This window comes from Pseudomonas medicaginis (genome assembly GCF_965119365.1).
Classification (GTDB): Bacteria; Pseudomonadota; Gammaproteobacteria; order Pseudomonadales; family Pseudomonadaceae; genus Aquipseudomonas.
In genome coordinates this window covers 2,222,376-2,247,936 of sequence record NZ_OZ221631.1, presented here as the reverse complement: position 1 = coordinate 2,247,936, position 25,561 = coordinate 2,222,376, and the positions used below count along the sequence as shown (strand labels likewise).

Here is a 25,561-nt window from a genome sequence, read left to right as displayed (position 1 = left end):
TTACATCAACCCACACCGATCAAAAAACCGTTCACGCCCCAGGATCATCAGCGCCGCGCGCTTGTGGGGGAAATCGAATTCCTTTTCGCAATGAAAGCACTGGTTGTGCAGATGCCCGATCATCCGCGCATTGTCGGCCCGGGGCTCGGCGACCACACGTTGGGTGCGCGGGTCGTCCAGGAACAGGTAGTGCACCAGCGCCGACAGCCAGCTCGCCACCTTGTGCGGCCCGCGATGCTGCTCTTCGCCCACCAGCATGTGGATGCCGCGGTCGTAGTGGTCGGCATCATAGAACGGCGCGATCCGGTCTTCCTTGGCCCAATAGGCTTCGAAGTAAGCGAACGGCTGGTCATCGAAGCAACCGATCAGGGTCAAGACCCGGGGATCGGCCTGCAGCTTGCCCAGGTACTGGCGATGCTGTTCCAGGCTGCCCTCCTCCTGCCAGAAACTCGCCACCCGCGGGTTGTTCTGCCAGCGGTTGAAACGCTCCAGGTCCTGCTCGATTTCCAGGGTGCGCAAGGACACCCAGGCCCCCAATCGCGCATCGAAACGGCGGTACACCTCGCCACGGGGTTTCATCGGCCGGCGGGGATGACGGCGACCGTCGGAGATGACCATGTGTTGCGGGTAGCTGCCGCTGAATGATTCCCCCAGCCAGGGCTGCGGCAATTGCCAGAACATCGTGCGCTCGCAACGGTATTCACCGGCACGCTCGGTGCTCGTCAATAAACCGCTGAGCAAGGCCTCGCCGGGGCGCTCGTCGAGGTGCCAGATCAAACACTGACACTCGGGGTCGCGGGCAAACAGCCAATAGCAGGCCGCCCACAGCGCCGGGCCCACCGGGCGGTCGTTGATTTCCTGCAAATGCACATGCAAGTGGGGACCGCGCGCCAGGCGCAGCCGGATCAGCGGCGCGCCTTCGAGCATCAGGCTCAGGTGGCGTTCGGTTTCATCGGCGCCGAGGCGACGACCACCGGGCAAGGGCAACATCGTCGGTTGGTTGAGGTTGGACATGGGGCTCACGTATTCGTCGGTAGTCAACGTGGGACGTGAGCCGGGGAGGGAAATTTAGTGCCGCTTCAATGGGAATGCGTGGGCACCAACTGGATCTGGTAGGGCTGGAAAATCTTCAGCAACTGACCGTTATCCCGCAGCGTTTGCAGCAAATTTGCAAACGCTTCACCGGAAATGGGCGCCTGGGGGCGGATCAGCGCGTAATGGTGGTAAACCTGATCGATGCGCTCAGACACCAGCAATTGCGGGCCGACTTCGGGATTGCGCAGCGCGTAATCGTTGAGGTAGGAACGGGTCACCAGGGCAATGTCCGCCCGGCCGCGCAACACCATCAGCAGGTTGCTGTCATGGGAATACGTCAGCGTGGCGTTGTATTGGCCGATGAGGTACTTGGGGTCGGCGTTGAATTCGGCAAAGGCGTAGTGATAACCGCTGAACAGCGCCAGGCGCTTGCCCCTGAGGTCGGCGAAATAACTTTGCTGTCGTTGCGGCTGGCGCTGGGCAACGAAGATTTCCGCATCTTCCAGGCCCATGTCCACCGAGGTGTGCGGCACATCCTGCCAACCCCATTCGGGGTTCTCGAAAATCGCCATGTCGACCCGGCCCTGCTTGAAATCATTGAACCGGCGCGGGATGGACGTCGGCACCAGTACAAACTGATAGTCGCTTTGCGACTGGTTCAAGGCCCCCACCATTTGCGGCAGCAGGCCGGTGTCGGCACCGTTCTCGGGACGAACGGTATAGGGCGGAAAATGCGCCGCGCCGATCCGCACCAGTTGCGCCGCCTCGATCGGCAACGCCAGGAAACCAGCCAGAGCGGCCAGCAGCACACGCGAGGTCATCCCCATCGGCGAAAACGTCAAGATAACCCACTCCCCAAAAGTCCCCATCACTACAATCAAGCTAGGCGGTTTCAACCGCTTAGCCAGCCCTGCGGCCATTTAACGCACCGCTCGATTATTGTTTTTCTTCAAGTACCAGGATCAAGGCCTGCTCGGCCAGCTCATCGAGGCTCAGGCTGCCTTCGGCACGAAACCAGGTGGTGGTCCAGGACAGTGCCCCGGTGAGGAACCGCCGGGTAATGGCCACGTCCCCGCGAATATACCCGGCCTCCTTGGCCTGGCCCAAGACCTCGAGCCACAAGTCTTCATAAATATCACGCAGGGCCAGCACGTGCCGCTGCCCGTCCTCCGAGAGCGAACGCCATTCATAGACCAGCACCGCCATGGCCTCGCCAGTGCCGCCCATGATCGACTGCAATTCGCAGCGAATCAGCGCCAGCACCCGCTCGCGCACGCTGTCGGCCTCGGCCAGGGCAGCGCGCATCAATGCAGTGTTGTAGCGGATGGTTTCTTCCATCACCGCCCGCAGGATGTCGTCCTTGCTCTTGAAATGATGAAAGATGCTGCCCGACTGGATGCCCACGGCACCGGCCAGGTCCCGCACCGTGGTGCGCTCGAAGCCCTTGTTGCGAAACAGGTGGGCGGCGGTCTGGAGCAGTTTGCCGCGCGCACTGTCCGGGTCGGTCAGTTGTCCGTTGTCGACCAGCTCACGCATCACGCCCAGGGCTTTTTGCTCGTCCACCCATTCTCTCCTACAGTCGATCAACCAACGCGCCACCCTTGCTCACCAAACCACCGGTGGCGCGGGCAATTTAAGCCGAGCGAGGCCACCAAGCAAGCGCTCGGCCCCCTGTCCGGGGCAGCATTTACAAACCAAGCGCTTGCTTGGTAGTCTCGAACCACCTTTGCCGGAGGGAACGTCATGCCAAGAACGATCCGAATCGGTTGCGCCAGCGCCTTTTGGGGCGATACCTGCACAGCGGCGGCGCAACTGGTCGAGGACGGAGCGCTGGATTACCTGGTGTTCGACTACCTGGCCGAAGTGACGATGTCGATCATGGCCGGGGCGCGCCTGAAAGACCCTTCGAGCGGCTATGCCACGGATTTCATCGAGGTGCTCACCCCGCTGCTCCAGCGTCTGCATGACGACGGCATCCGCGTCATCGGCAACGCTGGCGGGATGAATCCCCTGGCCTGTGCGAAGGTCTTGCAAGCGGCCTGCGATCAGGCCGGCGTGCCGTTGAAGATCGCCGTGCTGCTGGGCGACGACCTGCAACCGCAATGCGAACGGCTCGCCACCCAAGGCATCCGAGAGATGTTCAGCGGCGAGCCCCTGCCTCCCGCGTGCGTGTCCATCAACGCCTACCTCGGCGCGCCCGGCATTGTCGAAGCGTTGCGCCTGGGCGCCGATGTGGTGATCACCGGCCGTGTGGTGGACAGTGCCGTAGTCAGCGCCGCCCTGGTGCATGAGTTCGGCTGGGCCTGGGACGACTACGACAGACTGGCCCAGGCCGCGCTGGCAGGGCATCTCATCGAATGCGGCGCCCAATGCACCGGCGGCAATTTCACCGACTGGCAGGACGTGCCAGATTACGAGCACATCGGCTTTCCCATCGTCGAAGTCAGCGGCGATGGCTCATTCATTGTCACCAAGACCGAAGGCAGCGGCGGATTGGTCACGCCATTGACCGTCGGCGAGCAATTGCTCTACGAAATCGGCGACCCGCAAGGCTATCTATTGCCAGACGTGATCTGTGATTTCAGCCAGGTCAAGTTGATCCAGCAGGGCAAGCACACGGTGCGCGTCCACGGCGCCAGGGGCCTGCCGCCCAGTGACCGGTACAAGGTCTGCGCCACCTGGCTGGACGGTTGGCGCTGTACCGCCACCGGCCTGATCGCCGGCATCGATGCGGTGGCCAAGGCTGAACGGGTCGGCCAGGCGATTATCGCCAAGACCTCGCAGCTATTGCGCCAACGTGGCTGGGCGCCCTACAGCGAAGTGAACATCGAACTGCTGGGCAGCGAAGCCACTTACGGCCAGCACGGACAGCGCCGGGACAGCCGTGAGGTGGTGATCAGGCTGGCGGTACGGCACCCGGACAAACAACCGTTGGTGCTGTTTTCCAGGGAAATCGCCCAGGCCGCCACCGGCATGGCACCGGGACTGACCGGCCTGGTCGGTGGCCGGCCGACGGTGTCGCCCTTGATTCGCCTGTTCTCGTTCCTGATCGACAAAACCACCTGCCGCCTCGACATCGAGCTCGACGGCCAGCGCCACCCTTGCCCCCTGCCCGCTGTCGAACCGCTGCGCACCATCGACCTGCCGGTCGCCCCTGCCCCACCCAAACCCCAGGGCCGGGCCGACGCCAGCGTGCCACTGATCAAACTGGCGGTGGCGCGCTCCGGCGACAAGGGCAACCACAGCAACATCGGCGTGATCGCCCGGGCACCCGAATACCTGCCCTGGATCGCCGAGGCGCTGACCCCGGAGGTGATGGTCGATTGGATGAGCCACGTGCTCGACCCGCTGCTGGGCCGGGTCGAACGCTGGTACCTGCCGGGCACCCACAGTTTGAATTTCCTGCTGGAAAACGCCCTCGGCGGGGGCGGTGTCGCCAGTCTGCGCATCGACCCCCAAGGCAAGGCATTCGCCCAGCAGCTACTGGAGATTCAGATACCCGTGCCACAACACATCGCCGATCAGGTCGGCTGAGGGCGGTGGCCATGGGAGTCAGTCGAGCAAATGAGCCATCTGTTGAGTTGAACCTGTGGCGAGGGAATTTATCCCCGCTGGGCTGCGCAGCAGCCCCCAAAGCAACCAACTCATTTTTGCCTGACGCACCAGGTCGCACGCGTTGTGGGGCCGCTTCGCAGCCCGACGGGGATAAATCCCCTCGCCACAAGGCTTTGCGCTAATCCGTTCGAGCAAGAGGAGTCTGCATGCCGGTCATCGAATCGCACCTGGATCCCCACAGCGCTGAGTTCACGCGCAACCACGCGGCAATGCTGGCCGGCGTCGAACAGCTGCGCCAGCTCGAACAAGCCGTGGTGGCGAAAGCCGCCCAGGCCCAGGGCAAGTTCGACCAGCGCGGCCAACTGTTACCGCGCCAGCGCCTGAACCTGCTGCTGGACCCCGGTGCACCGTTTCTCGAACTGGCGAGCCTGGCCGGCTACAAACGCCATGACGACACGGACGGCAGCCAGGCCGGCGGTGGCCTGATCGCCGGGATCGGCTACGTGTCCGGGGTGCGGGTGCTGGTGGTGGTCAACAACAGCGCCATCAAGGGCGGCACCCTTTCCCCCAGCGGTTTGCACAAGACCCTGCGCCTGCAACAGATCGCCATGGAAAACAAACTGCCAGTCATCACCCTCGCCGAAAGTGGCGGCGCCAATCTCAATTACGCCCCACAGATTTTCGTCGAAGGCGCGCGCTGCTTTGCCAATCAGGCACGCCTGTCGGCCATGGGCCTGCCGCAGATCACCGTGGTACATGGCTCGGCCACTGCCGGCGGTGCCTATCAGCCAGGCCTGTCGGATTACGTGGTGATGGTGCGCGACAAGGCGCGGCTGTTTCTGGCCGGGCCGCCGTTGCTCAAGGCCGCGACCGGCGAAGTGGCCAGCGAAGAGGCACTGGGCGGTGCGCTGATGCACGCGCAGGTGGCCGGCACCGCCGAATACCTGGCCGAGAACGACGCCGATGGCATACGCCTGGCTCGGGAAATCCTCGGCATGTTGCCCTGGAACGCGCAACGGCCGCCACAGCCCGAACGGAGCTGGACGGAGCCGCTCTACCCCGCCGACGAACTACTGGGATTGGTGCCCGACGACCCAAAGAAGCCCTATGACGTGGGGGAAATCATCGCCCGCATCGCTGACGGCTCGAATTTCCTGGCCTTCAAAAACGAGTTCGACGCCCAAACGATTTGCGGCCACTTGCACATTCGCGGCCATGCCTGTGGCCTGATCGGCAACAACGGACCGATCACGCCCCAGGGCGCCAGCAAGGCCGCGCAGTTCATCCAGCTGTGCGACCAGAGCCGCACGCCGCTCCTGTTTTTGCATAACACCACCGGGTTCATGGTCGGCACCGAGTCGGAGCGACAAGGGGTGATCAAGCACGGCGCCAAGATGATCCAGGCCGTGGCCAATGCCCGGGTGCCCAAGCTGACCGTTGTGGTGGGCGGTTCCTATGGCGCAGGCAACTACGCCATGTGTGGTCGTGGGCTGGACCCACGCTTCATCTTTGCCTGGCCCAACAGCCACACCGCCGTGATGGGCGGAGCCCAAGCCGGCAAGGTCCTGCGGATGATCACCGAGGCCACGCAGCTCAAGAACGGCCTGCACCCCGACCCGAAGATGCTGGACCTGCTCGAGCACACCACCGCGCAAAAACTCGACAGCCAATCCACCGCCCTCTACGGCAGCGCCCGCCTGTGGGACGACGGGCTCATCGACCCGCGTGACACCCGCACACTGCTGGGTTACCTGCTGGACATCTGTCACGAGGCCGAACAGCGGCCCTTGCAAGCCAACAGCTTCGGCGTGGCCCGTTTCTGAGCGCAGCCCCAGGAGAACGATAAACATGATCTTCACCCAGGAACACGAAGCACTGCGGCGCACCGTTCGCCAGTTTGTCGACCACGACATCAACCCCTACGTCGACGAATGGGAGCAGGCCGGGCGCTTCCCCATCCACGAGATTTTCCGCAAGGCCGGCGAGCTGGGCCTGCTGGGCATTTCCAAACCGCAGGCATTCGGCGGCATGGGCCTGGACTACAGCTATTCGATCGTCGCGGCCGAGGCATTCGGCACCATTCATTGCGGTGGCGTGCCGATGTCCATCGGTGTCCAGACCGACATGTGCACCCCGGCCCTGGCCCGTTTCGGCTCCGATGAATTGCGTGAAACGTTCCTGCGCCCGGCCATTCGCGGCGAACAGGTGGGCTGCATCGGCGTCTCGGAGGTCGGCGCCGGCTCCGACGTCGCCGGGCTCAAGACCACGGCGCGCAAGGACGGCGACGACTACGTCATCAACGGCAGCAAGATGTGGATCACCAATGCGCCGAGCGCCGATTTCATTTGCCTGCTGGCCAACACCTCGGACGACAAGCCCCACGTCAACAAATCGCTGATCATGGTGCCGATGCGCAGCCCCGGCATCAGCCTCGGCCAGCACCTGGACAAACTCGGCATGCGCAGCTCGGAAACCGCCCAAGTGTTTTTCGACGACGTGCGGGTGCCACAACGCAACCGCATCGGCCAGGAAGGCGCCGGGTTCATGATGCAGATGCTGCAATTCCAGGAAGAGCGCCTGTTCGGCGCGGCCAACATGCTCAAGGGCCTGGAACATTGCATCGACAGCACCATCGAGTACTGCAAGGCACGCAAGACGTTCGGCACGGCGCTGATCGACAACCAGGTGATCCACTTTCGCCTGGCGGAACTGGCCAGCGAGATCGAATGCCTGCGGGCGCTGGTCTACCAGGCCACCGAGCAGTACATCAACGGCCAGGACGTCACGCGACTGGCGTCGATGGCCAAGCTCAAGGCCGGTCGCCTGGCCCGGGAAACCACCGACAGTTGCCTGCAATACTGGGGCGGCATGGGCTTCATGTGGGACAACCCGGTTGCCCGGGCCTATCGCGACGTAAGGCTGGTGTCCATTGGCGCCGGTGCGGACGAGATCATGCTGGGCATCATCTGCAAGCTCATGGGGATTTTGCCGGGGAAAAAAAAGTGAGCGCCCTGTCTGCTCGGTGGTGGAGTGCCAAAAGCTTCGCGAGCAAGCCCGCTCCCACAGTTGACCAGGTCATCAGGTAGTCCCAGTTCGCTGTGGGAGCGGGCCTGCTCGCGAAAGGGCCCGAACAGGCCCCACAAAAACCCAGGAATGAGCCCATGCCCGCCTTCAGTAAAATCCTCATCGCCAACCGCGGTGAAATCGCCTGTCGCATCCAGCGCACCGCCCAGGCCCTGGGCTATCGCACGGTGGCGGTATTCAGCGAGGCTGACGCCGATGCGCTGCATGTGCGCATGGCCGATGAAGCCGTGCTGATCGGCCCAGCCCCGGTGCAGCAGTCCTACCTCGACCCCTCGGCCATTCTCGAGGCGGCCCGGCGCAGCGGCGCCGACGCGATCCACCCCGGCTACGGCTTTCTTTCGGAAAACGCCGGGTTCGCCCGAGCCTGCGCAGAGGCCGGCATGGTTTTCATCGGCCCCAGCCCCGAAGCCATCGACCTGATGGGCAGCAAGCGCCGCGCCAAAAACGCCATGATCAAAGCCGGCGTTCCCTGTCTCGCCGGTTACCAGGGCGCCGCCCAGGACGACGACACCCTGCAGCGCGAAGCCGGGCGCATCGGCTACCCGTTGATGATCAAGGCCAGCGCAGGCGGCGGTGGCCGGGGCATGCGCCTGGTCCAACGCGCCGAGGAACTGCTGGAGCAGTTGCACGGCGCACGCTCGGAAGCCCTGCACAACTTCGGCAGCGACGAGTTGATTCTCGAACAGGCGTTGATCGATCCACGCCATGTGGAAGTGCAGATCTTCGGTGACCACCACGGCCAGTTGATCCACCTGGGGGAACGGGACTGCTCGATCCAGCGACGCCACCAGAAAATCATCGAGGAAGCGCCCTGCCCGGTCATGACCGCCGACCTGCGCCAGGCCATGGGCGAGGCGGCACTCGAGGCGGGGCGCGCAGTGAATTATGTCGGTGCCGGGACGGTGGAATTCCTGCTCGCGGCGGACGGTCGTTTTTACTTCCTGGAAATGAACACTCGCCTGCAGGTCGAACACCCGGTCACCGAGTTGATCACCGGCCTGGACCTGGTGGCCTGGCAATTGGACGTCGCCGCCGGCAGACCACTGCCCCTGCGCCAGGATCAGGTGACCCTCAGCGGCCATGCCATGCAAGTGCGGCTGTACGCCGAAGACCCGGCGGCGGACTTCCTGCCCCAGACCGGCCGGTTGATCGGCTGGGAGCCCCCCCTGCGCGACGGCGTGCGAATCGACCATGGCCTGCTGGAGGGCCAGGCCATCACACCGTTCTACGATTCGATGCTGGGCAAACTCATCGTCCACGGCACTACCCGCGAAGAAGCCCGCCGCCAATTGTTGCGAGCGGTGGAAGATTGCGTGCTGCTGGGGGTCCAGAGCAACCAGCGCTTGCTTGCCGGGTTGCTGGCCCATCCGCGGTTCATCGACACGGACTTCGGTACCGGCTTCATCGGGCGGCACTTGGCCAATCATGCGGCGCTCCTGCCTCTTGAGCCCTCGGCCGAACAACTGGCCATCGCCACGGCGGCGTTTTATCAGGCCGCGCAGGCACGGCATGCTCCTGGCCTGGGAGGATGGCGCAATAGCATCGGCGCGGCGTTGCATTATCGGATCGGCGTCGGTGAGCACGACTGGACGCTGAGCCTGGCCGTCGGAACCGACGGGACGCTCTGCCTCGAGGGTGCCGGGCGCCTGATCGAGATGAAGCTGCTCGACGTTGACCCGCAAGGTGCAACGCTGGTCATCGACGGGATTCGCCAGCGCCATGCCTGGCGCCTCGATGGCAACGACCTCTGGCTCTGCACCCGCCCTGGCGGCCTGCACCTGCAAGACCGGACCCTGGCGCCAGTCGTCGCCAAGGCCACGGCCAGCGACGGTATGCTCAGGGCGCCCATGGACGGTGCCATTGTCGAGTTGCTGGTCAGCGAAGGCAGCCCAGTGCGCCAAGGTCAACTGCTGATGGTGCTCGAAGCGATGAAAATGGAACACCCACTCAAGGCAGGCGTCGATGGCGTGGTCAGACAATTGCAGGTGACGCGAGGTAACCAGGTGAAAAACCGCCAGGTTTTGTTGCGCGTTGAAACAACCCACTAGTCGGATGCCGAGGGTTTGACTACGCTCAAACCCATCAGCACGCCGATACCGGGAACCCTGCAATGCCTCACTGGCTGGTGATTGATCTGGAGGCCACCACCGATGAAGGTGGCTGGCCGGTAACCGAAATGGAAATTATCGAAATCGGCGCCTCACTGGTGAATCGTGACGGCCGCGAAGTGGATCATTTCCAGCGCTTCGTGAGGCCCCTTAGGCGACCGCTGCTCACGCCTTTCTGCCGCGAACTGACCCACATCACCCAGGCCAATATCGACGGTGCCGCGCCCTTGACCGAAGTCTGGCCGGCGTTCGAGCGCTGGCTGGCGCCGTATCAGCCGAAGCTGGAAAGCTGGGTCAGTTGGGGCGATTACGACCGCAAGCAACTGCTTCAGGAATGGCAGCACCAGCAGTTGCGCAGTGTCCTGGGCCAGGTGCCACACATGAACCTCAAGCAACGCTTCGCCAAGGCCCGGCGATTGGAGCGACCGCTGGGGCTCAATGGCGCGTTGCAACTGGCGGGCCTGCAATTCTGTGGTCAACAGCACCGCGCCCTGGAAGATGCCCGCAATACCGCGCGGTTGTTACCCCTGGTGCTTCCGGGGTGAGCGGCGTCCCCTCCCGGCGCGGCAGATGACGAATGTTGCAGCCTTGTGCATACTGGCCGGCCTTTTCAAGCCCCTTTTTCGAGGAATCGCCCATGTTTAAAGTCAACGAGTACTTCGACGGCACCGTCAAGTCGATCGCTTTTGGCACTGCCGAAGGCCCTGCGACCATCGGCGTCATGGCACCGGGCGAATACGAATTCGGCACGGCCCAACGGGAAATCATGCACGTCGTCTCCGGCGCCCTGACCGTGAAGCTGCCCGACAGCACCGACTGGGAAACCTTCGAGGCCGGCAGCCAGTTCAATGTACCGGCCAACAGCAAGTTCCAGCTCAAGGTGGCCGTCGACACTGCCTACCTGTGTGAATACCGCGGCTGATTCTGTGGCATAGATACGCCGCTCATCTGTGGCGACGGGATTTAGCGAAACGTCGCACCGCCCCGCTGGGCTGCGCAGCAGCCCCAAAAAGGCTGAACACAATCAGCCTGATACACAGAGGGCGGCAGGTCTGGGGCTGCTTCGCAGCCCTGCGGGATAAATCCCCTCGCCACACATTTTTATTCCCGGTTCTTTTTACTCGAGCACTTCAACCGGCATACCGACTTCAAGCCGACCGTTGCTGTCGTTGACCAGGTTCTGGCCGAACATCGCACCGTCCGGTGTCGAACGGTACTGCTGCAACGTGGCAAAGGGTTCGCGATGTGGATCGCGCTCGCCGGTGTGAGGATCGACCGTGGTCATGATGCAGCGCGAGCAAGGCTTGACCAACCGGAACTCCACCTCGCCGATACGAATACGCTTCCAGCCGTCCTCGGCAAATGCCTCGCTGCCCTCGACCACCAGGTTGGGGCGAAAGCGCAACATTTCCAGCGAACGACCGACGCGACTCGACAGGTCCTGCAACGAGGCCTGGCCAATCAGCAGCAGGGGGAAACCATCGGCGAAGGCGACTTTGTCGTCATCCTTGCCATAACCGGCTGCGGTAGTGCGCGCCAGTTCCACCGGCACATGCACCAGCCGCGTGGGGTTGCCGATGAACTCGCTGACCCAGGCCGCGGCCTCGTCACCGGCATCCGGCACACGCAAGGTGTCACGCCAGATGATCACGCCGCGCAGCTGCTCTTGCCCGGTGGGTGGCAAGGGCACGTCGATGGCGCCATGGCCCGGCGCGCTGAGCGTCACGCCACCCGCCTCGTTCCACAGGGCCGAAAGCTGGCTCATCTTCGCCACGGCGCGCTGGGTCAGGAACCGGCCCGTGCCTTCATCCACCAGCATCCAGCGCCGATCACCGTCCAGCCCGAGCCTGTCCAGGCCGATTTCCTGCAGGGGTTGGCCCTTGCCGGACTTCAACGGATACCGATACAGCGCGCTCAGCCGCAACATGGTCAACTTCCCCGATGGCAAAAAAATGCCACCTTATACGAGCCGGCCAGTGAAGCAAACCACCATCGGTTTCAGTCGAGCATCAGCCGCTGGCGCACCACGTCGACCAGCTTGTCCGGCTGGAATTTGGAGAGGAAGTTGTCGCAACCGACCTTCTTGACCATCGAGTCGTTGAAGCTGCCGGACAGCGAGGTATGCAGTACGACATAGAGCCCACGCAAGCGCGGGTCGTTGCGGATTTCGGTGGTCAGGCGGTAGCCGTCCATTTCCGGCATTTCCGCGTCGGTGAAGATCATCAGCAATTTGTCGGTCATGACCTCGCCGGTATCGGCCCAGGCCTTGAGCATGTTCAGGGCCTTCAGGCCATCGCTGGCGATGTGCATCTTCACGCCCAACTGACCCAGGGTGTCGCGCAGTTGCGAGAGCGCAACATTGGAGTCGTCCACCAACAACACTTCGCGGCCTCGGGCGCGCTCCAGCACCGGGTCTTCGAGTTTGTCCCGGGAGACCTTGGCGTTGTACGGCACGATTTCGGCCAGGACTTTTTCCACGTCGATGATTTCCACCAACTGATCGTCCACCTTGCTGATCGCCGTCAGGTAGTGCTCGCGACCGGCACTGGTCGGCGGTGGCAGGATGGCTTCCCAGTTCATGTTGACGATGCGGTCGACGCCGCCCACCAGGAACGCCTGAACCGAGCGGTTGTATTCGGTCACGATAATGGTGCTGTTGGCGCCCGGCACCAGCGGACGCATGCCAATGGCCTGGGACAGGTCGATCACCGGCAGCGTCTGGCCTCGCAGATTGACCACGCCGCACACAAATGGGTGGCGCTGCGGCATCAGGGTCAGCTTTGGCAGTTGCAGGACTTCCTGGACCTTGAACACGTTAATGGCGAACAACTGCCGACCCGCCAGGCGGAACATGAGAATTTCCAGGCGATTCTCACCCACCAATTGGGTTCGTTGATCTACTGTGTCGAGAATGCCGGCCATCGATGACTCCTGGGCTTGTTCGGATGAATCCAATAAAACAGCTATCGGCGGCACGAGCCGAATCTTGACCCCCGAATAAAATACAGTCCGGGGAATTGATATCACATTAACATCATGCTTTACTGGCTTCACGATTTCATTCGCCCATTTCCCCCCGCTGCGCGACTACGGTTTGCGCATCAAGTTCCCTTGCCTAAGGGATTCCCCTAGGCACAATCAGGTCCAACCTGATATTCCCGCTATCCAATAGCCATTAATGTGACGCCATTCTCATTGCTGAACGGAGTCAGGCTTTTGTGCGCGACCACAAGACATCGGTCCTGCCGTCTTTCGGCCGATCCATCCGTGCAATCGTCTGCGAATTCACCTTCGCTGAACGGCATGGGCGTGTCGTCGCGCGTCGGTTCGCAGCCGACCTTGAGATCCAGCCGTTCGCCGTACGCGGTTTCCTTTCGCCTGACATGATGTTGTGGAGATAAGCATGCCGAACGATCGCAGGAACTGGAGTCAACGTCTTCCCGAATTTCTGATCGAGGCCGAGACGCTGCTGGCCAAGTCGGAGGAATGCCTGAGCCATCTGCAATTGATCAGCAACGACAGGGACGCCATCGATTGCATGCTCAGCACCTTGCTGAAACTGTCGAACAAGGCCAATGCCCTGGCGCTGGAAGCCGTTTCGGAATTTTCGCTGCATATCCATGGCTTGCTCAGCCATGCGCAAAACCACATGGAATTGCATGATCAGGCCTTGGAGGCGTTGAAGGATTGCTTCACCCTGATGGCCTGGCAATTGGAACTGGTCGATCACACCACCGGCCAGTTGAGCCTGGACAGCAGCGAACAGACCTCCTTGATCGAGGCTTTCGCGTTCCAGGTGGGCCAGAGCCCCGGCCAGGCATTGGCTGCGTCCCGTCCGCTGGCGTTGGTGCCTTATCCCCAGAAACAAGCCTGATAAGGTGGCAATGTGCCTTCTCCTTGGCGCGTTCGCGGCACCATGCCAAACGCGACCAACGATAGGCGAAGTGGTACTATCTCCCGCGTCAGCCACTTCAAGACAGCGTCATAAAAGCCGCCAACCGAAGCTGCCTTCGACCTGAAACGTTTACCCGACCCGGCCTGTCAGATGCGCTGACCGGCCTGCCCGCAGCGAACATTCATTGGCTCCATCCGCTATGCACGCCAGCCTCAAGTCATTCATCACCTGGCCTCCTTCCCGAGAAAACGCCCGTCGCTTCACATTATTACTGTGCATCTGCTCGACCCTCGGCTGCCTGCTGGCCTACTTGTACGCCCCCACGGTGCCGTTGGGCCTGCTGGTGCTCAATGCCGCGGCCTTGAGCTGTGTCTGGATCCATCATCGGTTGTCGCGCAAATCCATCAAGTTCCAGCCCCAGGAACTGGCCGACCGATTGCTTGAGGTCCAGGAGAATGAGCGCCACCGGCTCAGCCGCGAATTGCACGACGACATTGGTCAGTTGCTCACCGCGGCGAAACTGCAAGGCGAATGGCTCAAGCGGCGGATGCCGGAAGAATTGCAAGGCCAGTGCGCGCTGCTGTGCGAGACCCTGGACGAAACCCTGAACAAGGTCCGTGACGTATCGGCGATCCTCAACCCCAGGGAACTGACCAGCCTGGGGCTCGAAGCCAGTCTGCGGGCGCACCTGCTCAAGACCCTGGCCAACGTCCCGGTGAAGTGGAGCCTCGATTGCCAGCAACGCATGACGGGCATCCCGGAGGAAATGTCGGTGGCGGTGTTCCGGATCACCCAGGAAGCGGTCACCAATATCTTGCGCCACGCCCGGGCGACGAATCTGCTGGTGCGCCTGCAACGCTTGCCCGATGGCCTGACCCTGCTGATCAGCGACGATGGCCTGGGGTTTGTCCCGGCCAGCCACCCCGCTCGTGAAGGTCAACGGGGCATGGCCGGCATGTCGGAGCGGGTCGAACAATTGGGCGGCACCTTCAAGGTCGTCAGCGAGGCCGGCAAAGGCACGCACATCGAAGCACGCTTTCCCTGGGCACCGCGCGCCCTGGAACGAGCCAGTAAGAATAAGGTTCTCCTTTGATTTGTAATTTGCTTCTGGTCGATGACCACTCCCTGATCAGGGCCGGCGTACGGGCCCTGGTCATGGATATTCCAGGTTATGCCGTGATCGGCGAAGCCAATGACGGCACGCAATTGGTGGAGCTGGTAGAGCGACTGAACCCAGACATCGTGCTGTTGGACATATCCATGAAGGACACCAGCGGGCTGGATGCCTTGCAGCAGCTCAAGCGGGTGCGTCCCCACAGCAAGGTGTTGATCCTGTCGATGCACACGGATCCGGCGCTGATCATGCAGGCGCTGGAATCAGGAGCCCATGGCTATCTGCTCAAGGACACCACCGCCACTGAGCTGAGACACGCCCTGGAAGCGCTGCGCAATAACGAACGCTACCTGAGCCCGGCCATCGCCCATACCGTGATCAACCAGGCGCTGACTCGCGTCCAGAAACATCAGCCGGACCCTGCCCAGACCCATAACCTGACCGCACGCCAGTTGGAAATCCTGCGGCTGATCGTGCGCGGCAAGTCCACCCGGGAAATTGCCAACGGCCTGAACCTGAGCATCAAGACCGTGGAAACCCACCGGGCGCAAGTCATGAAGCGCCTGCAGATCCATGACGTGGCCGGCCTTGTACTGTTCGCGGTGCGCGAGCAAATCATCAGCCTGGATGACTGAGCGCCGTCGCGCCGCCCAACAGCGGCGAATCGGATGGCAGGTGCAGCCGCAACGCCTTCGGACGGACAGTGAAGCGCAGTTTGTCGACCTGTAACGGTTCGCCATCGAGATTGATGTCCAGGCCTTGCGCGACCTTGATCTCCACCCATGGCAGGCGCGCACGGACAAACATGTTGTCGATGCCCAAGCCGCCCGCCAGCAAGTCTTTCAAGGTACTGACCACTTCCTGGGGCGCCGGCAGGATGCTGATGTCCAGCAACCCGTCATCCGCCAGCGCCTCCGGGCACAGCACATGGCCTCCCCCCGCCTGCCGGCCATTACCAATGCCCAGCGCGAGCAAATCGCCCTGCCAGTAAAAATCGGGGCCCTGCAATTCACCATAGGCGGTACTCAGCTCGCTGAATCGCGACAGGCCCGTGAACAGATAGGCCGCGCCCCCCAGGACTTTCTTGAGGTCCTCGGAAGTATTGGCCGTCACCTGGCTGCCAAAACCGCCGGTGGCCATGTTCAGGAAAATCCGCCCGCCGACTTCACCCACATCAACGGCCTGCGGCGCAACGTCCAATAAATCCAGGGCTTGCGCAGGCTCCAACGGAACACCGGCCGCCCGAGCGAAATCGTTGGCCGTGCCGAGCGGCAGCAAGATCAGGCTGACGTCGCTGGACTTGAGGGCGATCGCTTCGGCGATATCGCGCAAGGTCCCATCACCACCGCCGGCAATCAGTCGGGTGTAACCGGCATCCAGCGCTTCGTCGACGCATCGCTGGGCATCGCCGGCTTCCCAGGTCAACCGTACCGCCAGGTCCCAGCCCTGTTCGCGCTTGACCATCACTGCCGAGCGAACCTCTTCGTTGAGCGCTTGCTTGCCATGCAAAATCAACAGCGCCTTGCCTTTGCTCATCGTGGTCTCCGTCATTGGAAGGTTCAGGCATGGGACCGCTCATTCGAGCGAAAAAGCCCGTCGGGCCTCAATTTATTAAAAGCACAGGACGGCTCGCCTGATCGACACGCCTTGATTCGAAGAGTTTTCTTACAAGATCTGGCGAATCAGCTCAATTGACCCTCTAGCGGTATTGAGACACCTTGGCTTCATGTTTTGCTGGATCGCTTAAACCCTCATCACACAAGGAAGCATTCTCCCATGGATGGTTACATCACGGCCCGCTGGGGCCGGATCAGTCGCTCGAACAGTTATGGCCTAGGGGATGGACCGTCCCATGCATAACCGTGAATACAAGCTGTCGCCCCGGCAGCTCGCATCCTTCGGAAGCGAGCGGGCCGATACTCGAAACGAATGCAAAAGTTGCAGTAATCCCGTTGGAGGAATTGATTTGGAACCGCGCGTCGTTGAACTGGAAACCCACCTCAAATACATCCGCAAGGACATGGATGAAATTCGCACCGACGTCAAGGTGATCCGCCACAGGCTGGCCTATTCAGCTGGCGCCGCGGCGGTGGTGCTCGGCCTGCTGGGCTGGATTGCCAACAGTCGATTCGATCAATTGGTGATGCTGCTCACGCGGTAAGGTGAGACGCACCAAAGCCCGAGTCCAACTCGGGCCGCAGAACACCTGGCAGGCGTGCTAGCCCAGGACTTCGCTCAATGGGATGAAGCCCACTTCATCGCCCTCCACCAGCGTCTGTCCCTCGAGCACCTCCACCAGCCCTTCGGCCCAGGCCGCGCTGCGCAGGACACCCGAGCTCTGATTCCGGTAGATGATCGCTCGAGCATTCTCCATACGACCTCGCAGGTATTCTCGTCGACTGCCCGCCTTCGGCCAGGCGAAACCGGCTGGCACCTTAAACTTGAGCGGCGCCACCGACTGAACACCTTGGCGTCTCAATAGGTAAGGCCTTGCCAGCAGTGCGAACGTCACGAGGGTCGAAGCGGGGTTTCCAGGCAGGCCTATGACCGGTACGCCACGGTAGTGGCCGAACGTCAGCGGCTTACCCGGCTTGATGGCGAGCTTCCACAGCGCCAGCTCACCGTCTTCGCGCAGGGCGATGCCCAGGAAGTCCGCCTCCCCCACCGAGACCCCGCCCGTGGACAGGATCAGATCAACATCCGACAACTGTGCCAGACGCTCGCGGGTGGCCGACAGATCGTCGGGCAGGATACCCGCGTCAACCACCTCACAGCCCAGGCGTTGCAACCAGCCACACAGCAGCACGCGGTTGCTGTTATAGATCTGGCCAGGCCCCAATGCCTGACCGGGCTCGACCAGTTCATCCCCCGTGGACAGGACAGCGACGCGGGCCTTGCGCACCACGTCCAGCGACGCACAGCCCAGGGATGCCGCCAAGCCCAGCTCGATCGGCCCCAGGCGAGTACCCGCGCCAAGAACTTGCTCGCCAACGGTGGTCTCCTGCCCTTGAGGACGAATGTTCTGCCCACTGACCATGGGCTCGGTAAACCGCACTCGCTGGTCACTTTCAACCACGGCGTTTTCCTGCATCTCGACGCAATCGGCACCGGCAGGGACTGGCGCCCCCGTGAAGATCCGCGCACACGTGCCAATGGCCAGCGGCTCCGGCGCCTGGCCGGCGAAAATCCGTTGGCTGACCACCAGCGGCTCACCGTTCCAGTCCGCCAGCCGCAAGGCGTAGCCGTCCATGGCGCTGTTGGGCCAAGGCGGCAGATCAAGGGACGACACCAGGTCCTCGGCAAGCACTCGCCCTGACGCCGCGGCCAAGGGCACATGCTCGCGCTGGAGAATCGGCGTGCTCGCCGCCATCTCGAGCAATCGCTCCAACGCCACCTCAACGGCCATCAAGGCGCCGGCCTTGCCCGGTTTACCCACGGGATTCACAAGGGGCTGCCTGTTTCAAATGGGCCACGAAGTTGCACGGCCGATGCCGTACGTCCAGTTGTTCGGCCAGGATCCCATCCCAACCTGTACGCACCGCATTGGTCGACCCCGGCAGGCAACATACCAGCGTGCCATTGGCCAGGCCCGCCAGCGCGCGGGACTGCACAGTGGAAGTGCCGATGTCGGCCACGGAGATCTGTCGGAACAGCTCGCCAAAACCATCGACCTGCTTGTCCAGCAGACACGTGACGGCTTCCGGGGTACTGTCACGCCCCGTGAAACCGGTGCCGCCGGTGATCAGCACCACCTGCACCACGTCCTCGGCAATCCAGGTCGCGACTTGCGCCCGAATCTTGTACAAATCATCTTTGAGCAGGACCCGCGCGGCCAGGTTGTGGCCGGCCGCCGTGAGCCGATCGACGAAGACCTGCCCGGAGGTATCGGTTTCCAGGGTACGGGTATCACTGATTGTCAGCACCGCGATATTGAGCGGCACGAAAGGTACATCAGCCTTGGCTTTCATAGGCTCGTCCAGTTGTGGAGGAAACAGCCCGGTGTTATATCACAGCGCTTCATTTTTTCGCCCGTGCGGAGACACGCCATGACCTCGAACACACCGTTGCCCTCCTGCTCCATCCTGCTCCTGGCGGGTGGGCGCGGACAACGCATGGGCGGTCAGGACAAAGGCCTGGTGCAGTGGCAAGGTGAACCGCTGATTGCCCACCTCCATCGCCAGACCCGCGCCATGAGCGATGACTTGATCATTTCCTGCAACCGCAATGCGCAACGCTATGCACCCTATGCCGATCAGTTGGTGCATGACGAGGAAGGCGACTTTCCCGGTCCACTGGCGGGTATCCGGGCGGGTCTCAAGGCAGCGCGGCATCCGTATTTGCTGGTGCTGCCGTGCGATGTACCAAAAATCGACGCCAGCCTGCTCGACAATATGCGCCGCACCGCCAGCCAGCACCCCGACCAACCATTGATGGTGCGCCACGGGGAGCATTGGGAGCCGCTGCTATGCGTCATTCCGTTGAGCCTGACAGCACGCTTCGAACAGGCCTGGAACGAAGGCGAACGCAGCCCCGGGCGGATCATGCGCTCACTGCACGCCGTTGCCTTGCAATGCCCGGCCGACGATCCGCGGCTGGCCAATCTGAATACCCCGGAGTTACTGGCCCGACATAAAGGCGTGTCAGATTGACACTAGCCAGGAACTTGCGCGCGATGTATACGTCTGAAGGTCAGTAACTTGAGAATCCATTTCGGAGAAACACCATGACACAACGGACCCTCGCCACGTTCATGCTCGCTCTGGGCCTCGCCACCCTTGCCGGGTGCGCTTCGCCAACAGTGATTACCTTGAATGACGGTCGCGAAATCCAGGCCGTCGATACCCCACATTACGATGAAGAAAGCGGCTTCTACGAATTCGAGCAACTGGATGGCAAGCAGACTCGTGTGAACAAGGACCAGGTTCGTACCGTTAAGGACTTGTAATCTAACGCTGCTGTCCTATGTCGCTAGAAAAAACGGCGCTTCCCGAAGAGGGAGGCGCCGTTTTTTTGGGCTTGGGTTTTGGGTTTTGGGTGTATATCCGTTTCTTCGGTAACGGCCACTGGCGGTTCCGCCCTGACGGCGGGTCACTTTTGAGAAGCCCGGAAGCCGGCCCAGTCAAAAATAACCAAAACGCTCATGCCCCACCACTCGGTGCCTCGCCTAGGCTCGGCATGCCCAAACGCAGGCATCGCTCCGTGGGCCCGCCTGGCTCTTGGTGAACCGCGTTTATCCTGTGGGAGCGGGCTTGCTCGCGAAAGCGGTGTCAGTTTGCGGTGATGTTGTATGTGCCGGCGTCATCGCGAGCAAGCTCGCTCCCACAGTGGTTCTGTGTCGGACATACATTTTGTGTTCACCGAAGATCCAATGTGGGAGCGAGCTTGCTCGCGATAGCAGTGGCTCAGCCACATAGATGCCGGACTTGCCCCGCTCTTGCTTTGCTTTGGCTCTTGATCTTGATCTGGACGCCCCGTTAAACCACGCTGGCCGAACGCAGGCATTGATCCGTGGGCCCCTCGGCATGGATGCCGAGGTAGCCGCGCTGGGCCATGGATGGCCCTTCGCGGCGACCCACGGAGCAATGCCGGAGTGAGGGCACACCGAGCCTAGGCGAGGCACCGAGTGGTGGGGCAAAGCGCTTTTGGTTACTTTTGGCTGGTCCGGCTCCCGCTCTTCCAAAAGTGACCCGCTGTAAGAGCGGAACCATAAGCCGCCGTTACCTAAACCATACCCTGAACAAAAAACTACCACCGCAACACAATATCGCTCTCGAACACCCGCTCCTGCCCCGTGAACGGATCAACGAAACGCAACCCTTGAGCCAGCAGCTTTAAAGGATTCGAGTAATCATCCTCAACATCCCGAAGCACATCCGGATAAAAGGGATCATTGCAGATCCCCGCCCCAAGGGCATTCATGTGAACCCGCAACTGATGCTTCTTACCCGTAACCGGATACAAGCCGTAGCGCCACAACTCGCCGTTCCTTTCCAGCACTTCGATGGCCGTTTCGGTATTGGGCTCGCCGGGGCCTTCCTGCATCCGGAAAAACGGTTCGCCATCGATCATTCGGCTTTTATGCACCCGGGGAAAGGTCAACCCAGGCAATGCGCGGGCAATGGCCTGGTAGCGTTTTTCGATTTGTCGGGTCGGGAACAGCGATTGATACGCCGAGCGGGTGCTCGGGTTGGCCGAAAACAACACCAGCCCGGCCGTATGCCGGTCGATGCGGTGCAGGGGCACCAGATGAGGATTGTCCAGCCGCCGGATCAGCCGTCGCAACAAGGTTTGCTCGACGTATTCGCCCGCCGGAGTGACAGGCAGGAAATGCGGTTTGTCTGCCACCACCAGGTGCTCGTCGGCGTACAGGATCGACTCCAACACCGGAATCGGCTTCTCGTCTGGCACTTCGCGGAAATAATGGATACGCAGGCCTTCGCGGTACGGCAAGTCGACATGGATGGCCTTGCCCTCCCCGTCCAACACCCGACCTCGGGCAATCCGGTCCAACCACTGCTCGCGACTGATGGCGCGGAAATGCTCACACAGGCACTCCAGCACCGTCGGCCAGGAACCGGGCGGCAGATACAGCGTACTGGCCTGATGATGAGCGGCGGAAAACGATGAACCGGACATTGAAGACTCTTGGGCGTTTTTGCAGGACGGCATTATCCGACAGTCGCCCCCGTCAGCCCAGCGATGATTGCTTCATGCCGTGACTGACGTCGGCTTTGCCGCCGCTTCGGTGAACTCCTTCAACCAGCGCAGCACGTCCACCGCCTCCCAGCGGCCAGGATCGTACAGCGCGTACAGCAGGCCCTGGTAACCCACCACATCCAACTGCTTGTGATAGCCGGCGCGCTGGAACAACGCCTCGATCTCAGCGAAACAGGTGTTGAAATGAAGTTTATTGAAGGGTGTCTTGCCTTCGGTCACCAAGCCATCCAGGCGCAGTTCCAGGACCGCCTCACGCACAACGTCCGCGGACATCCGGTTTACGCTGCTTTTCAGTTGTTCGACATTGACCAAGGGAAACACTCCAGATAGCTGTATGAACATACAGTAACCGAAGCACGCCACTTTCGCCAACCGCAGTATCAGGAACCGACGGCAGTACCGCTCAACGGAGGAAGGTCACGATCTGTTCGGCCTCGAAGGGCCAATCCAGCTCGGCACCGGTATCCAGCCGACGCAGCACGGGAATACGCAACCCATAATTGTCCACCCAGCCCTCGCGCTCTGAAATGTCCACCAGCTCCACCAACAATCCATGTTCGACGAAAGGCATCAGTTCCGCTTCGGCGACTTCGCAAAGATGACACCCCAGGGTGCCGAACAACTGGCATTCAGGAAGCATGGCGGGTAGACCTGAAAAAGATAGACGGTCATTCTAGGCCCGCCTCGGAAAACCGTCGAGTCACTGGCTCGCTTCAGGGTGTTTCGGTAAAACGCTGATGCAAATCACTGAACATCAATGCTTTTCCAGCGACGCTTGTCACGTTTTCCCCTCTACGCTTTGCGTTGTAGCCTTGAACCGGAGTTCCCCTTGTTTGCCAACCTGCTGATCATCCTTGCCTCGTCCCTGGTGGTCATCGCGCTATTCAGGCGGCTGCGCCTGCCCCCCGTGCTGGGTTATCTCTGCGTCGGGCTGGCGGTCGGGCCTACCGCGCTGGACTGGATCAACGACAGCGAAGAACTGCCAGACCTGGCCGAGCTCGGGGTGGTGTTCCTGTTGTTCTCGTTGGGGCTGGAGTTTTCCCTGTCGAAAATGCTCGAACTGCGCCGGGTCGTGTTCGGTCTCGGCAGCCTGCAGGTGCTGTGCTCGGGGACGGTCCTGGCGGGATTGCTGGCCTTGGGCGGCGCGCCTGTGATCGCAGCATTGTTGCTCGGTGCCGGGCTGGCCTTGTCCTCCACTGCCATCGTCAGCAAGGAATTGTCCAGCCTGGGAGAGATCTTCAGCAGCCACGGCCAGAACGCCATCGGGGTGTTGTTGTTCCAGGACGTCGTCGCGGTGCTGTTATTGACCCTGGTACCGGTCTTCGCCGGCAGCAGCGAGCACCCGTGGTACTGGGCGCTGCCCTTGACCCTGGGCAAGACCCTGGTGTTGTTCGGGGGCCTGCTGCTGGCCAGCCGATGGCTGCTGCCACGACTGTTCCATGAGGTGGCGGCGTCCCGCTCCGCAGAACTGTTCGTGCTGCTGGCCCTGGTGATCGTGTTGCTGACGGCATGGCTGACTCACCTGCTCGGCTTGTCGCCGGCCCTGGGCGCTTTCCTGGCAGGCATGCTGCTGGGGGAAAGCCACTACCGGCATCAGATCGAGGCGGACATACGTCCATTCCGCGACATCCTGCTGGGGCTGTTCTTCGTCAGCATCGGCATGCTGATCGACCTGCAGCTGTTCCTCGATGACGGCCTGTTGATCCTGGGATTGACCCTCTGCTTGATGCTCGTCAAGGGCTGCGTGGTCGCCGCCCTGGTGAAATGGCGCGGCAGCGACGGTGAAACCGCCTGGCGCAGTGGCTTGGCCCTGGCCCAGGGCGGCGAATTCTGTTTTGCCTTGATGGCACAGATGCAGCAGAACCGCCTCATGCCCGCCGACATCAGTGGCCTGCTGCTCGCCGCGACGTTCTGTTCGATGCTGCTCACCCCGCTGTTGCTGCGCGCGGCGCCACACATCGCCGCGCGCCTGCATCGAAAGCCCAACGAAGAGGCGCAACTGGACCAGATCAGCGCACTCAATGCCGGCTTGTCGGGTCATGTGGTGATTTGCGGCTACGGGCGCGTGGGCCAGTCCATTGGGCGGTTCCTGCGTCGTGAAGGCCTGGCGTTCGTCGCCCTGGATGACGACCCGGTGATCATCCAGGAAGCCACCGTCGGGGAAAAATGCGTGCATTATGGCGATTCGCGACGAGCAGACCTGCTCGCCGCCGTTGGCTTGAGCCGCGCCAGGCTGTTGGTGATCGCGGTGGACAAGACCGACATCGCCATCACCGTGCTCAAGGCTGCCCGACAGGTCAACCAACAGGTGCCGATCCTGGTGCGCACCCGCGACGACAGCCAACTGGCCGAGTTGCAGGCGGCCGGGGCCAGCGAAGTGGTCCCGGAGCTGCTGGAATCGAGCCTGATGCTGGCCTCCCACGCCCTGATCATGCTCGGCCTGCCTGAACAGCAGGTCCGGCATCACGTGGATCAGGTCCGTCACGACCGTTATCGCCTGCTCCATGGCTTTTATCCTGGCAACCAGGACAAGGAGCCTTGATGCGTCGGTCAGTCCTGGCTGATCGCGCCGATCTTGTGAATCGACAGGTCGGCGCCGTAATACTCTTCTTCCTGGGTCAGGCGCAGTCCCAACACCGCCTTGATCGCACCATAGACCACAAGCCCACCGACCAGGGCGATGACGACACCCAGCACCGTGCCGATCATCTGGCTGATCAGGCTGACCCCACCCAGGCCACCCAAGGCATCCTGGCCGAACACGCCACAGGCGATGCCGCCCCAGACCCCACACAGCCCGTGCAGCGGCCAGACGCCGAGCACATCGTCGATCTTCCACTTGCCTTGGGCCGCCGTGAAGCACCAGACAAACAAGGCACCGGCAATGGCGCCGGTGGCCAGCGCACCCACCGGGTGCATCAGGTCGGAACCGGCACAGACCGCCACCAGCCCGGCCAGCGGACCGTTGTGCAGGAAGCCTGGGTCATTGCGCCCGACAATCAATGCCGCCACGGTACCGCCCACCATGGCCATCAACGAATTGACCGCCACCAACCCGCTCACCCCAGGCAGAGTCTGGGCACTCATCACGTTGAAACCGAACCAGCCGACAATCAGGATCCACGAGCCCAAGGCCAGGAATGGAATGCTCGAAGGGGCGAACGCCACCAGGCGACCGTCCCGGTAGCGGCCATTTCTCGGGCCGAGCAAGAGCACGGCGGCCAACGCCAGCCAGCCGCCCATGGCATGCACCACCACGGAACCGGCGAAGTCATGGAAACTGGCGCCGAACCGGGCCTGCAGCCAGGCCTGCAGGCCGAAATTGCCGTTCCACACCACGCCTTCGAAGAACGGATACACAAACGCCACGATCAACACCGTGGCGCACAACTGCGGTGCGAATCGCGCACGCTCGGCAATACCGCCGGAAATGATGGCCGGGATCGCCGCGGCAAAGGTCAGCAGGAAGAAGAACTTCACCAGGCTGTAGCCATGATCGGTGCTGAGCACCGCCGCTGGTTGCAGGAAGGTCACGCCATAGGAAATCCAATAACCAACAAAGAAATAAGCCAGGGTCGAGACCGCGAAATCACTGAGGATCTTCGACAGCGCATTGACCTGGTTCTTTTGTCGGACCGTCCCCACTTCAAGGAAGGCGAAGCCGGCATGCATGGCCAGGACCATGACTGCGCCGAGCAGGATGAACAGTGTGTTGGAGCTGTGGACGAGACTGTCCACGGCACTTTGCATATTTTCCATGGTGTTGGCAGACCTGAAAAAGTTGAAAAAAGCACCAAACCGGTTCGCTCGCGCCACCAGCGCACCAAGTTGAAACGGCTCAATGGCCGGAAACAGGCCGTTGAACTGCTTTGGTGCGCCAGAACGGGCAAGACGAAGTCCCGCTTCGAGATGCTTCGCGGGTTTTGATTATTTGAATCAAGGTTTTGCGGGCTTTCGCCCAGCTTCAGCGCACTGGCGCGGGCTGACGCACCAGTACATGGCAAAGCCTGAGCAAAAGTTGTACCAGCCACTTGCACTGAACCTTCCTGCAAG

General features: G+C 61.9%; 25 protein-coding genes. 13 read left to right on the top strand and 12 right to left on the bottom strand.

From position 1 onward, the window contains the following. The 3 genes from ACMTA2_RS09945 to ACMTA2_RS09935 form a co-directional block, all read right to left on the bottom strand. Positions 1 to 1,014 (bottom strand): GNAT family N-acetyltransferase, encoded by a 1,014-nt coding sequence (locus ACMTA2_RS09945; RefSeq protein ID WP_413794696.1) that lies wholly within the window; start codon positions 1,012 to 1,014, stop codon positions 1 to 3. 65 nt (positions 1,015 to 1,079) lie between these two features. Next, positions 1,080 to 1,856, bottom strand: a complete 777-nt coding sequence (locus ACMTA2_RS09940; protein ID WP_413795627.1) for a substrate-binding periplasmic protein — start codon at positions 1,854 to 1,856, stop codon at positions 1,080 to 1,082. A gap of 115 nt (positions 1,857 to 1,971) precedes the next feature. Continuing rightward, positions 1,972 to 2,598, bottom strand: a complete 627-nt coding sequence (locus ACMTA2_RS09935; RefSeq protein ID WP_413794695.1) for a TetR/AcrR family transcriptional regulator — start codon at positions 2,596 to 2,598, stop codon at positions 1,972 to 1,974. 180 nt (positions 2,599 to 2,778) lie between these two features. Between ACMTA2_RS09935 and ACMTA2_RS09930 the strand changes: the two genes are divergently transcribed. The 6 genes from ACMTA2_RS09930 (at position 2,779) to ppnP (ending at position 10,704) form a co-directional block, all read left to right on the top strand. Continuing rightward, positions 2,779 to 4,569, top strand: a complete 1,791-nt coding sequence (locus tag ACMTA2_RS09930) for an acyclic terpene utilization AtuA family protein (protein WP_413794694.1) — start codon at positions 2,779 to 2,781, stop codon at positions 4,567 to 4,569. Positions 4,570 to 4,796: 227 nt separating this feature from the next. Then, a complete protein-coding gene (atuC, locus tag ACMTA2_RS09925) occupies positions 4,797 to 6,413 on the top strand; it encodes a geranyl-CoA carboxylase subunit beta (protein WP_413794693.1) in 1,617 nt (538 codons plus the stop codon). A gap of 25 nt (positions 6,414 to 6,438) precedes the next feature. Then, positions 6,439 to 7,596 (top strand): citronellyl-CoA dehydrogenase, encoded by a 1,158-nt coding sequence (gene atuD / locus ACMTA2_RS09920; protein ID WP_413794692.1) that lies wholly within the window; start codon positions 6,439 to 6,441, stop codon positions 7,594 to 7,596. A 155-nt stretch (positions 7,597 to 7,751) separates the two neighbouring features. Beyond that, a complete protein-coding gene (locus ACMTA2_RS09915) occupies positions 7,752 to 9,722 on the top strand; it encodes an acetyl/propionyl/methylcrotonyl-CoA carboxylase subunit alpha (RefSeq protein ID WP_413794691.1) in 1,971 nt (656 codons plus the stop codon). Positions 9,723 to 9,784: 62 nt separating this feature from the next. Further along, positions 9,785 to 10,327 (top strand): 3'-5' exonuclease, encoded by a 543-nt coding sequence (locus tag ACMTA2_RS09910; RefSeq protein WP_413794690.1) that lies wholly within the window; start codon positions 9,785 to 9,787, stop codon positions 10,325 to 10,327. 92 nt (positions 10,328 to 10,419) lie between these two features. Next, positions 10,420 to 10,704, top strand: coding sequence for a pyrimidine/purine nucleoside phosphorylase (gene ppnP / locus ACMTA2_RS09905; protein WP_014337306.1), 285 nt, complete (start codon positions 10,420 to 10,422; stop codon positions 10,702 to 10,704). A gap of 195 nt (positions 10,705 to 10,899) precedes the next feature. Here the strand turns inward: ppnP and ACMTA2_RS09900 are convergent, their stop codons facing one another. After that, positions 10,900 to 11,709: an MOSC domain-containing protein gene (locus tag ACMTA2_RS09900; protein WP_413794689.1), complete on the bottom strand. Its 810-nt coding sequence runs from the start codon at positions 11,707 to 11,709 to the stop codon at positions 10,900 to 10,902. A 71-nt stretch (positions 11,710 to 11,780) separates the two neighbouring features. Next, a complete protein-coding gene (locus ACMTA2_RS09895; RefSeq protein ID WP_053120553.1) occupies positions 11,781 to 12,704 on the bottom strand; it encodes a chemotaxis protein CheV in 924 nt (307 codons plus the stop codon). Between the two features lie 481 nt (positions 12,705 to 13,185). On the opposite strand from ACMTA2_RS09895, the gene ACMTA2_RS09890 reads away from it, so the two are divergent. The 3 genes from ACMTA2_RS09890 (at position 13,186) to ACMTA2_RS09880 (ending at position 15,426) form a co-directional block, all read left to right on the top strand. Next, positions 13,186 to 13,656, top strand: a complete 471-nt coding sequence (locus ACMTA2_RS09890; protein WP_413794688.1) for a hypothetical protein — start codon at positions 13,186 to 13,188, stop codon at positions 13,654 to 13,656. Between the two features lie 220 nt (positions 13,657 to 13,876). Beyond that, positions 13,877 to 14,770 carry a sensor histidine kinase gene (locus tag ACMTA2_RS09885; RefSeq protein ID WP_413795626.1) on the top strand — a complete coding sequence of 298 codons (894 nt, stop codon included), beginning with the start codon at positions 13,877 to 13,879 and terminating at the stop codon, positions 14,768 to 14,770. Continuing rightward, positions 14,767 to 15,426: a response regulator gene (locus tag ACMTA2_RS09880; protein WP_413794687.1), complete on the top strand. Its 660-nt coding sequence runs from the start codon at positions 14,767 to 14,769 to the stop codon at positions 15,424 to 15,426. The genes ACMTA2_RS09885 and ACMTA2_RS09880 overlap by 4 nt, the downstream gene beginning before the upstream one ends. Here ACMTA2_RS09880 and yegS read toward each other — a convergent pair. Further along, on the bottom strand, positions 15,410 to 16,327 hold the full coding sequence (gene yegS, locus ACMTA2_RS09875) for a lipid kinase YegS (RefSeq protein WP_413794686.1): 918 nt from the start codon (positions 16,325 to 16,327) through the stop codon (positions 15,410 to 15,412). The two genes, ACMTA2_RS09880 and yegS, sit on opposite strands and share 17 nt — an antisense overlap. A gap of 316 nt (positions 16,328 to 16,643) precedes the next feature. On the opposite strand from yegS, the gene ACMTA2_RS09870 reads away from it, so the two are divergent. After that, entirely contained in the window at positions 16,644 to 16,952 is a 309-nt protein-coding gene (locus tag ACMTA2_RS09870; RefSeq protein ID WP_413794685.1) for a hypothetical protein, read from the top strand. Between the two features lie 57 nt (positions 16,953 to 17,009). On the opposite strand, the gene ACMTA2_RS09865 is transcribed toward ACMTA2_RS09870, so the two are convergent. Further along, on the bottom strand, positions 17,010 to 18,197 hold the full coding sequence (locus ACMTA2_RS09865; protein WP_413795625.1) for a molybdopterin molybdotransferase MoeA: 1,188 nt from the start codon (positions 18,195 to 18,197) through the stop codon (positions 17,010 to 17,012). Positions 18,198 to 18,219: 22 nt separating this feature from the next. Next, a complete protein-coding gene (gene moaB / locus ACMTA2_RS09860) occupies positions 18,220 to 18,759 on the bottom strand; it encodes a molybdenum cofactor biosynthesis protein B (RefSeq protein WP_413794684.1) in 540 nt (179 codons plus the stop codon). Between the two features lie 78 nt (positions 18,760 to 18,837). Here moaB and mobA point away from each other — a divergent pair, with 78 nt between their 5' ends. Continuing rightward, complete coding sequence (gene mobA, locus ACMTA2_RS09855; protein WP_413794683.1) at positions 18,838 to 19,440, top strand: molybdenum cofactor guanylyltransferase MobA; 603 nt, start codon at positions 18,838 to 18,840, stop codon at positions 19,438 to 19,440. A gap of 74 nt (positions 19,441 to 19,514) precedes the next feature. Next, entirely contained in the window at positions 19,515 to 19,736 is a 222-nt protein-coding gene (locus ACMTA2_RS09850; RefSeq protein ID WP_003199454.1) for a YgdI/YgdR family lipoprotein, read from the top strand. Between the two features lie 800 nt (positions 19,737 to 20,536). Here the strand turns inward: ACMTA2_RS09850 and ACMTA2_RS09845 are convergent. The 3 genes from ACMTA2_RS09845 to ACMTA2_RS09835 form a co-directional block, all read right to left on the bottom strand. Then, positions 20,537 to 21,427, bottom strand: coding sequence for a pseudouridine synthase (locus ACMTA2_RS09845; RefSeq protein ID WP_413794682.1), 891 nt, complete (start codon positions 21,425 to 21,427; stop codon positions 20,537 to 20,539). 72 nt (positions 21,428 to 21,499) lie between these two features. Then, positions 21,500 to 21,820: a transcriptional regulator gene (locus ACMTA2_RS09840; protein ID WP_413794681.1), complete on the bottom strand. Its 321-nt coding sequence runs from the start codon at positions 21,818 to 21,820 to the stop codon at positions 21,500 to 21,502. A 91-nt stretch (positions 21,821 to 21,911) separates the two neighbouring features. Continuing rightward, on the bottom strand, positions 21,912 to 22,148 hold the full coding sequence (locus ACMTA2_RS09835; RefSeq protein ID WP_413794680.1) for a glutaredoxin family protein: 237 nt from the start codon (positions 22,146 to 22,148) through the stop codon (positions 21,912 to 21,914). A 189-nt stretch (positions 22,149 to 22,337) separates the two neighbouring features. Between ACMTA2_RS09835 and ACMTA2_RS09830 the strand changes: the two genes are divergently transcribed. After that, positions 22,338 to 24,050, top strand: coding sequence for a cation:proton antiporter (locus ACMTA2_RS09830; RefSeq protein ID WP_413794679.1), 1,713 nt, complete (start codon positions 22,338 to 22,340; stop codon positions 24,048 to 24,050). Between the two features lie 8 nt (positions 24,051 to 24,058). Here ACMTA2_RS09830 and ACMTA2_RS09825 read toward each other — a convergent pair whose 3' ends face one another. Further along, positions 24,059 to 25,267, bottom strand: coding sequence for an ammonium transporter (locus ACMTA2_RS09825; protein WP_413794678.1), 1,209 nt, complete (start codon positions 25,265 to 25,267; stop codon positions 24,059 to 24,061). Between the last annotated feature and the right edge of the window lie 294 nt (positions 25,268 to 25,561).

Bases quoted from the DNA above. Each gene is read 5' to 3' on its own strand.
- ACMTA2_RS09900 (WP_413794689.1), bottom strand. From the start codon at position 11,709: ATGTTGCGGCTGAGCGCGCTGTATCGGTATCCGTTGAAGTCCGGCAAG.
- atuD (WP_413794692.1), top strand. From the start codon at position 6,439: ATGATCTTCACCCAGGAACACGAAGCACTGCGGCGCACCGTTCGCCAG.
- ACMTA2_RS09930 (WP_413794694.1), top strand. From the start codon at position 2,779: ATGCCAAGAACGATCCGAATCGGTTGCGCCAGCGCCTTTTGGGGCGAT.
- ACMTA2_RS09940 (WP_413795627.1), bottom strand. From the start codon at position 1,856: ATGACCTCGCGTGTGCTGCTGGCCGCTCTGGCTGGTTTCCTGGCGTTG.
- ACMTA2_RS09835 (WP_413794680.1), bottom strand. From the start codon at position 22,148: ATGCTTCCTGAATGCCAGTTGTTCGGCACCCTGGGGTGTCATCTTTGC.
- ACMTA2_RS09865 (WP_413795625.1), bottom strand. From the start codon at position 18,197: ATGGCCGTTGAGGTGGCGTTGGAGCGATTGCTCGAGATGGCGGCGAGC.
- ACMTA2_RS09895 (WP_053120553.1), bottom strand. From the start codon at position 12,704: ATGGCCGGCATTCTCGACACAGTAGATCAACGAACCCAATTGGTGGGT.
- atuC (WP_413794693.1), top strand. From the start codon at position 4,797: ATGCCGGTCATCGAATCGCACCTGGATCCCCACAGCGCTGAGTTCACG.
- ACMTA2_RS09825 (WP_413794678.1), bottom strand. From the start codon at position 25,267: ATGGAAAATATGCAAAGTGCCGTGGACAGTCTCGTCCACAGCTCCAAC.
- ACMTA2_RS09885 (WP_413795626.1), top strand. From the start codon at position 13,877: ATGCACGCCAGCCTCAAGTCATTCATCACCTGGCCTCCTTCCCGAGAA.
- yegS (WP_413794686.1), bottom strand. From the start codon at position 16,327: ATGAGCAAAGGCAAGGCGCTGTTGATTTTGCATGGCAAGCAAGCGCTC.
- ACMTA2_RS09845 (WP_413794682.1), bottom strand. From the start codon at position 21,427: ATGTCCGGTTCATCGTTTTCCGCCGCTCATCATCAGGCCAGTACGCTG.
- ACMTA2_RS09870 (WP_413794685.1), top strand. From the start codon at position 16,644: ATGCATAACCGTGAATACAAGCTGTCGCCCCGGCAGCTCGCATCCTTC.
- ACMTA2_RS09910 (WP_413794690.1), top strand. From the start codon at position 9,785: ATGCCTCACTGGCTGGTGATTGATCTGGAGGCCACCACCGATGAAGGT.
- ACMTA2_RS09945 (WP_413794696.1), bottom strand. From the start codon at position 1,014: ATGTCCAACCTCAACCAACCGACGATGTTGCCCTTGCCCGGTGGTCGT.
- ACMTA2_RS09850 (WP_003199454.1), top strand. From the start codon at position 19,515: ATGACACAACGGACCCTCGCCACGTTCATGCTCGCTCTGGGCCTCGCC.
- ACMTA2_RS09890 (WP_413794688.1), top strand. From the start codon at position 13,186: ATGCCGAACGATCGCAGGAACTGGAGTCAACGTCTTCCCGAATTTCTG.
- ppnP (WP_014337306.1), top strand. From the start codon at position 10,420: ATGTTTAAAGTCAACGAGTACTTCGACGGCACCGTCAAGTCGATCGCT.
- moaB (WP_413794684.1), bottom strand. From the start codon at position 18,759: ATGAAAGCCAAGGCTGATGTACCTTTCGTGCCGCTCAATATCGCGGTG.
- mobA (WP_413794683.1), top strand. From the start codon at position 18,838: ATGACCTCGAACACACCGTTGCCCTCCTGCTCCATCCTGCTCCTGGCG.
- ACMTA2_RS09915 (WP_413794691.1), top strand. From the start codon at position 7,752: ATGCCCGCCTTCAGTAAAATCCTCATCGCCAACCGCGGTGAAATCGCC.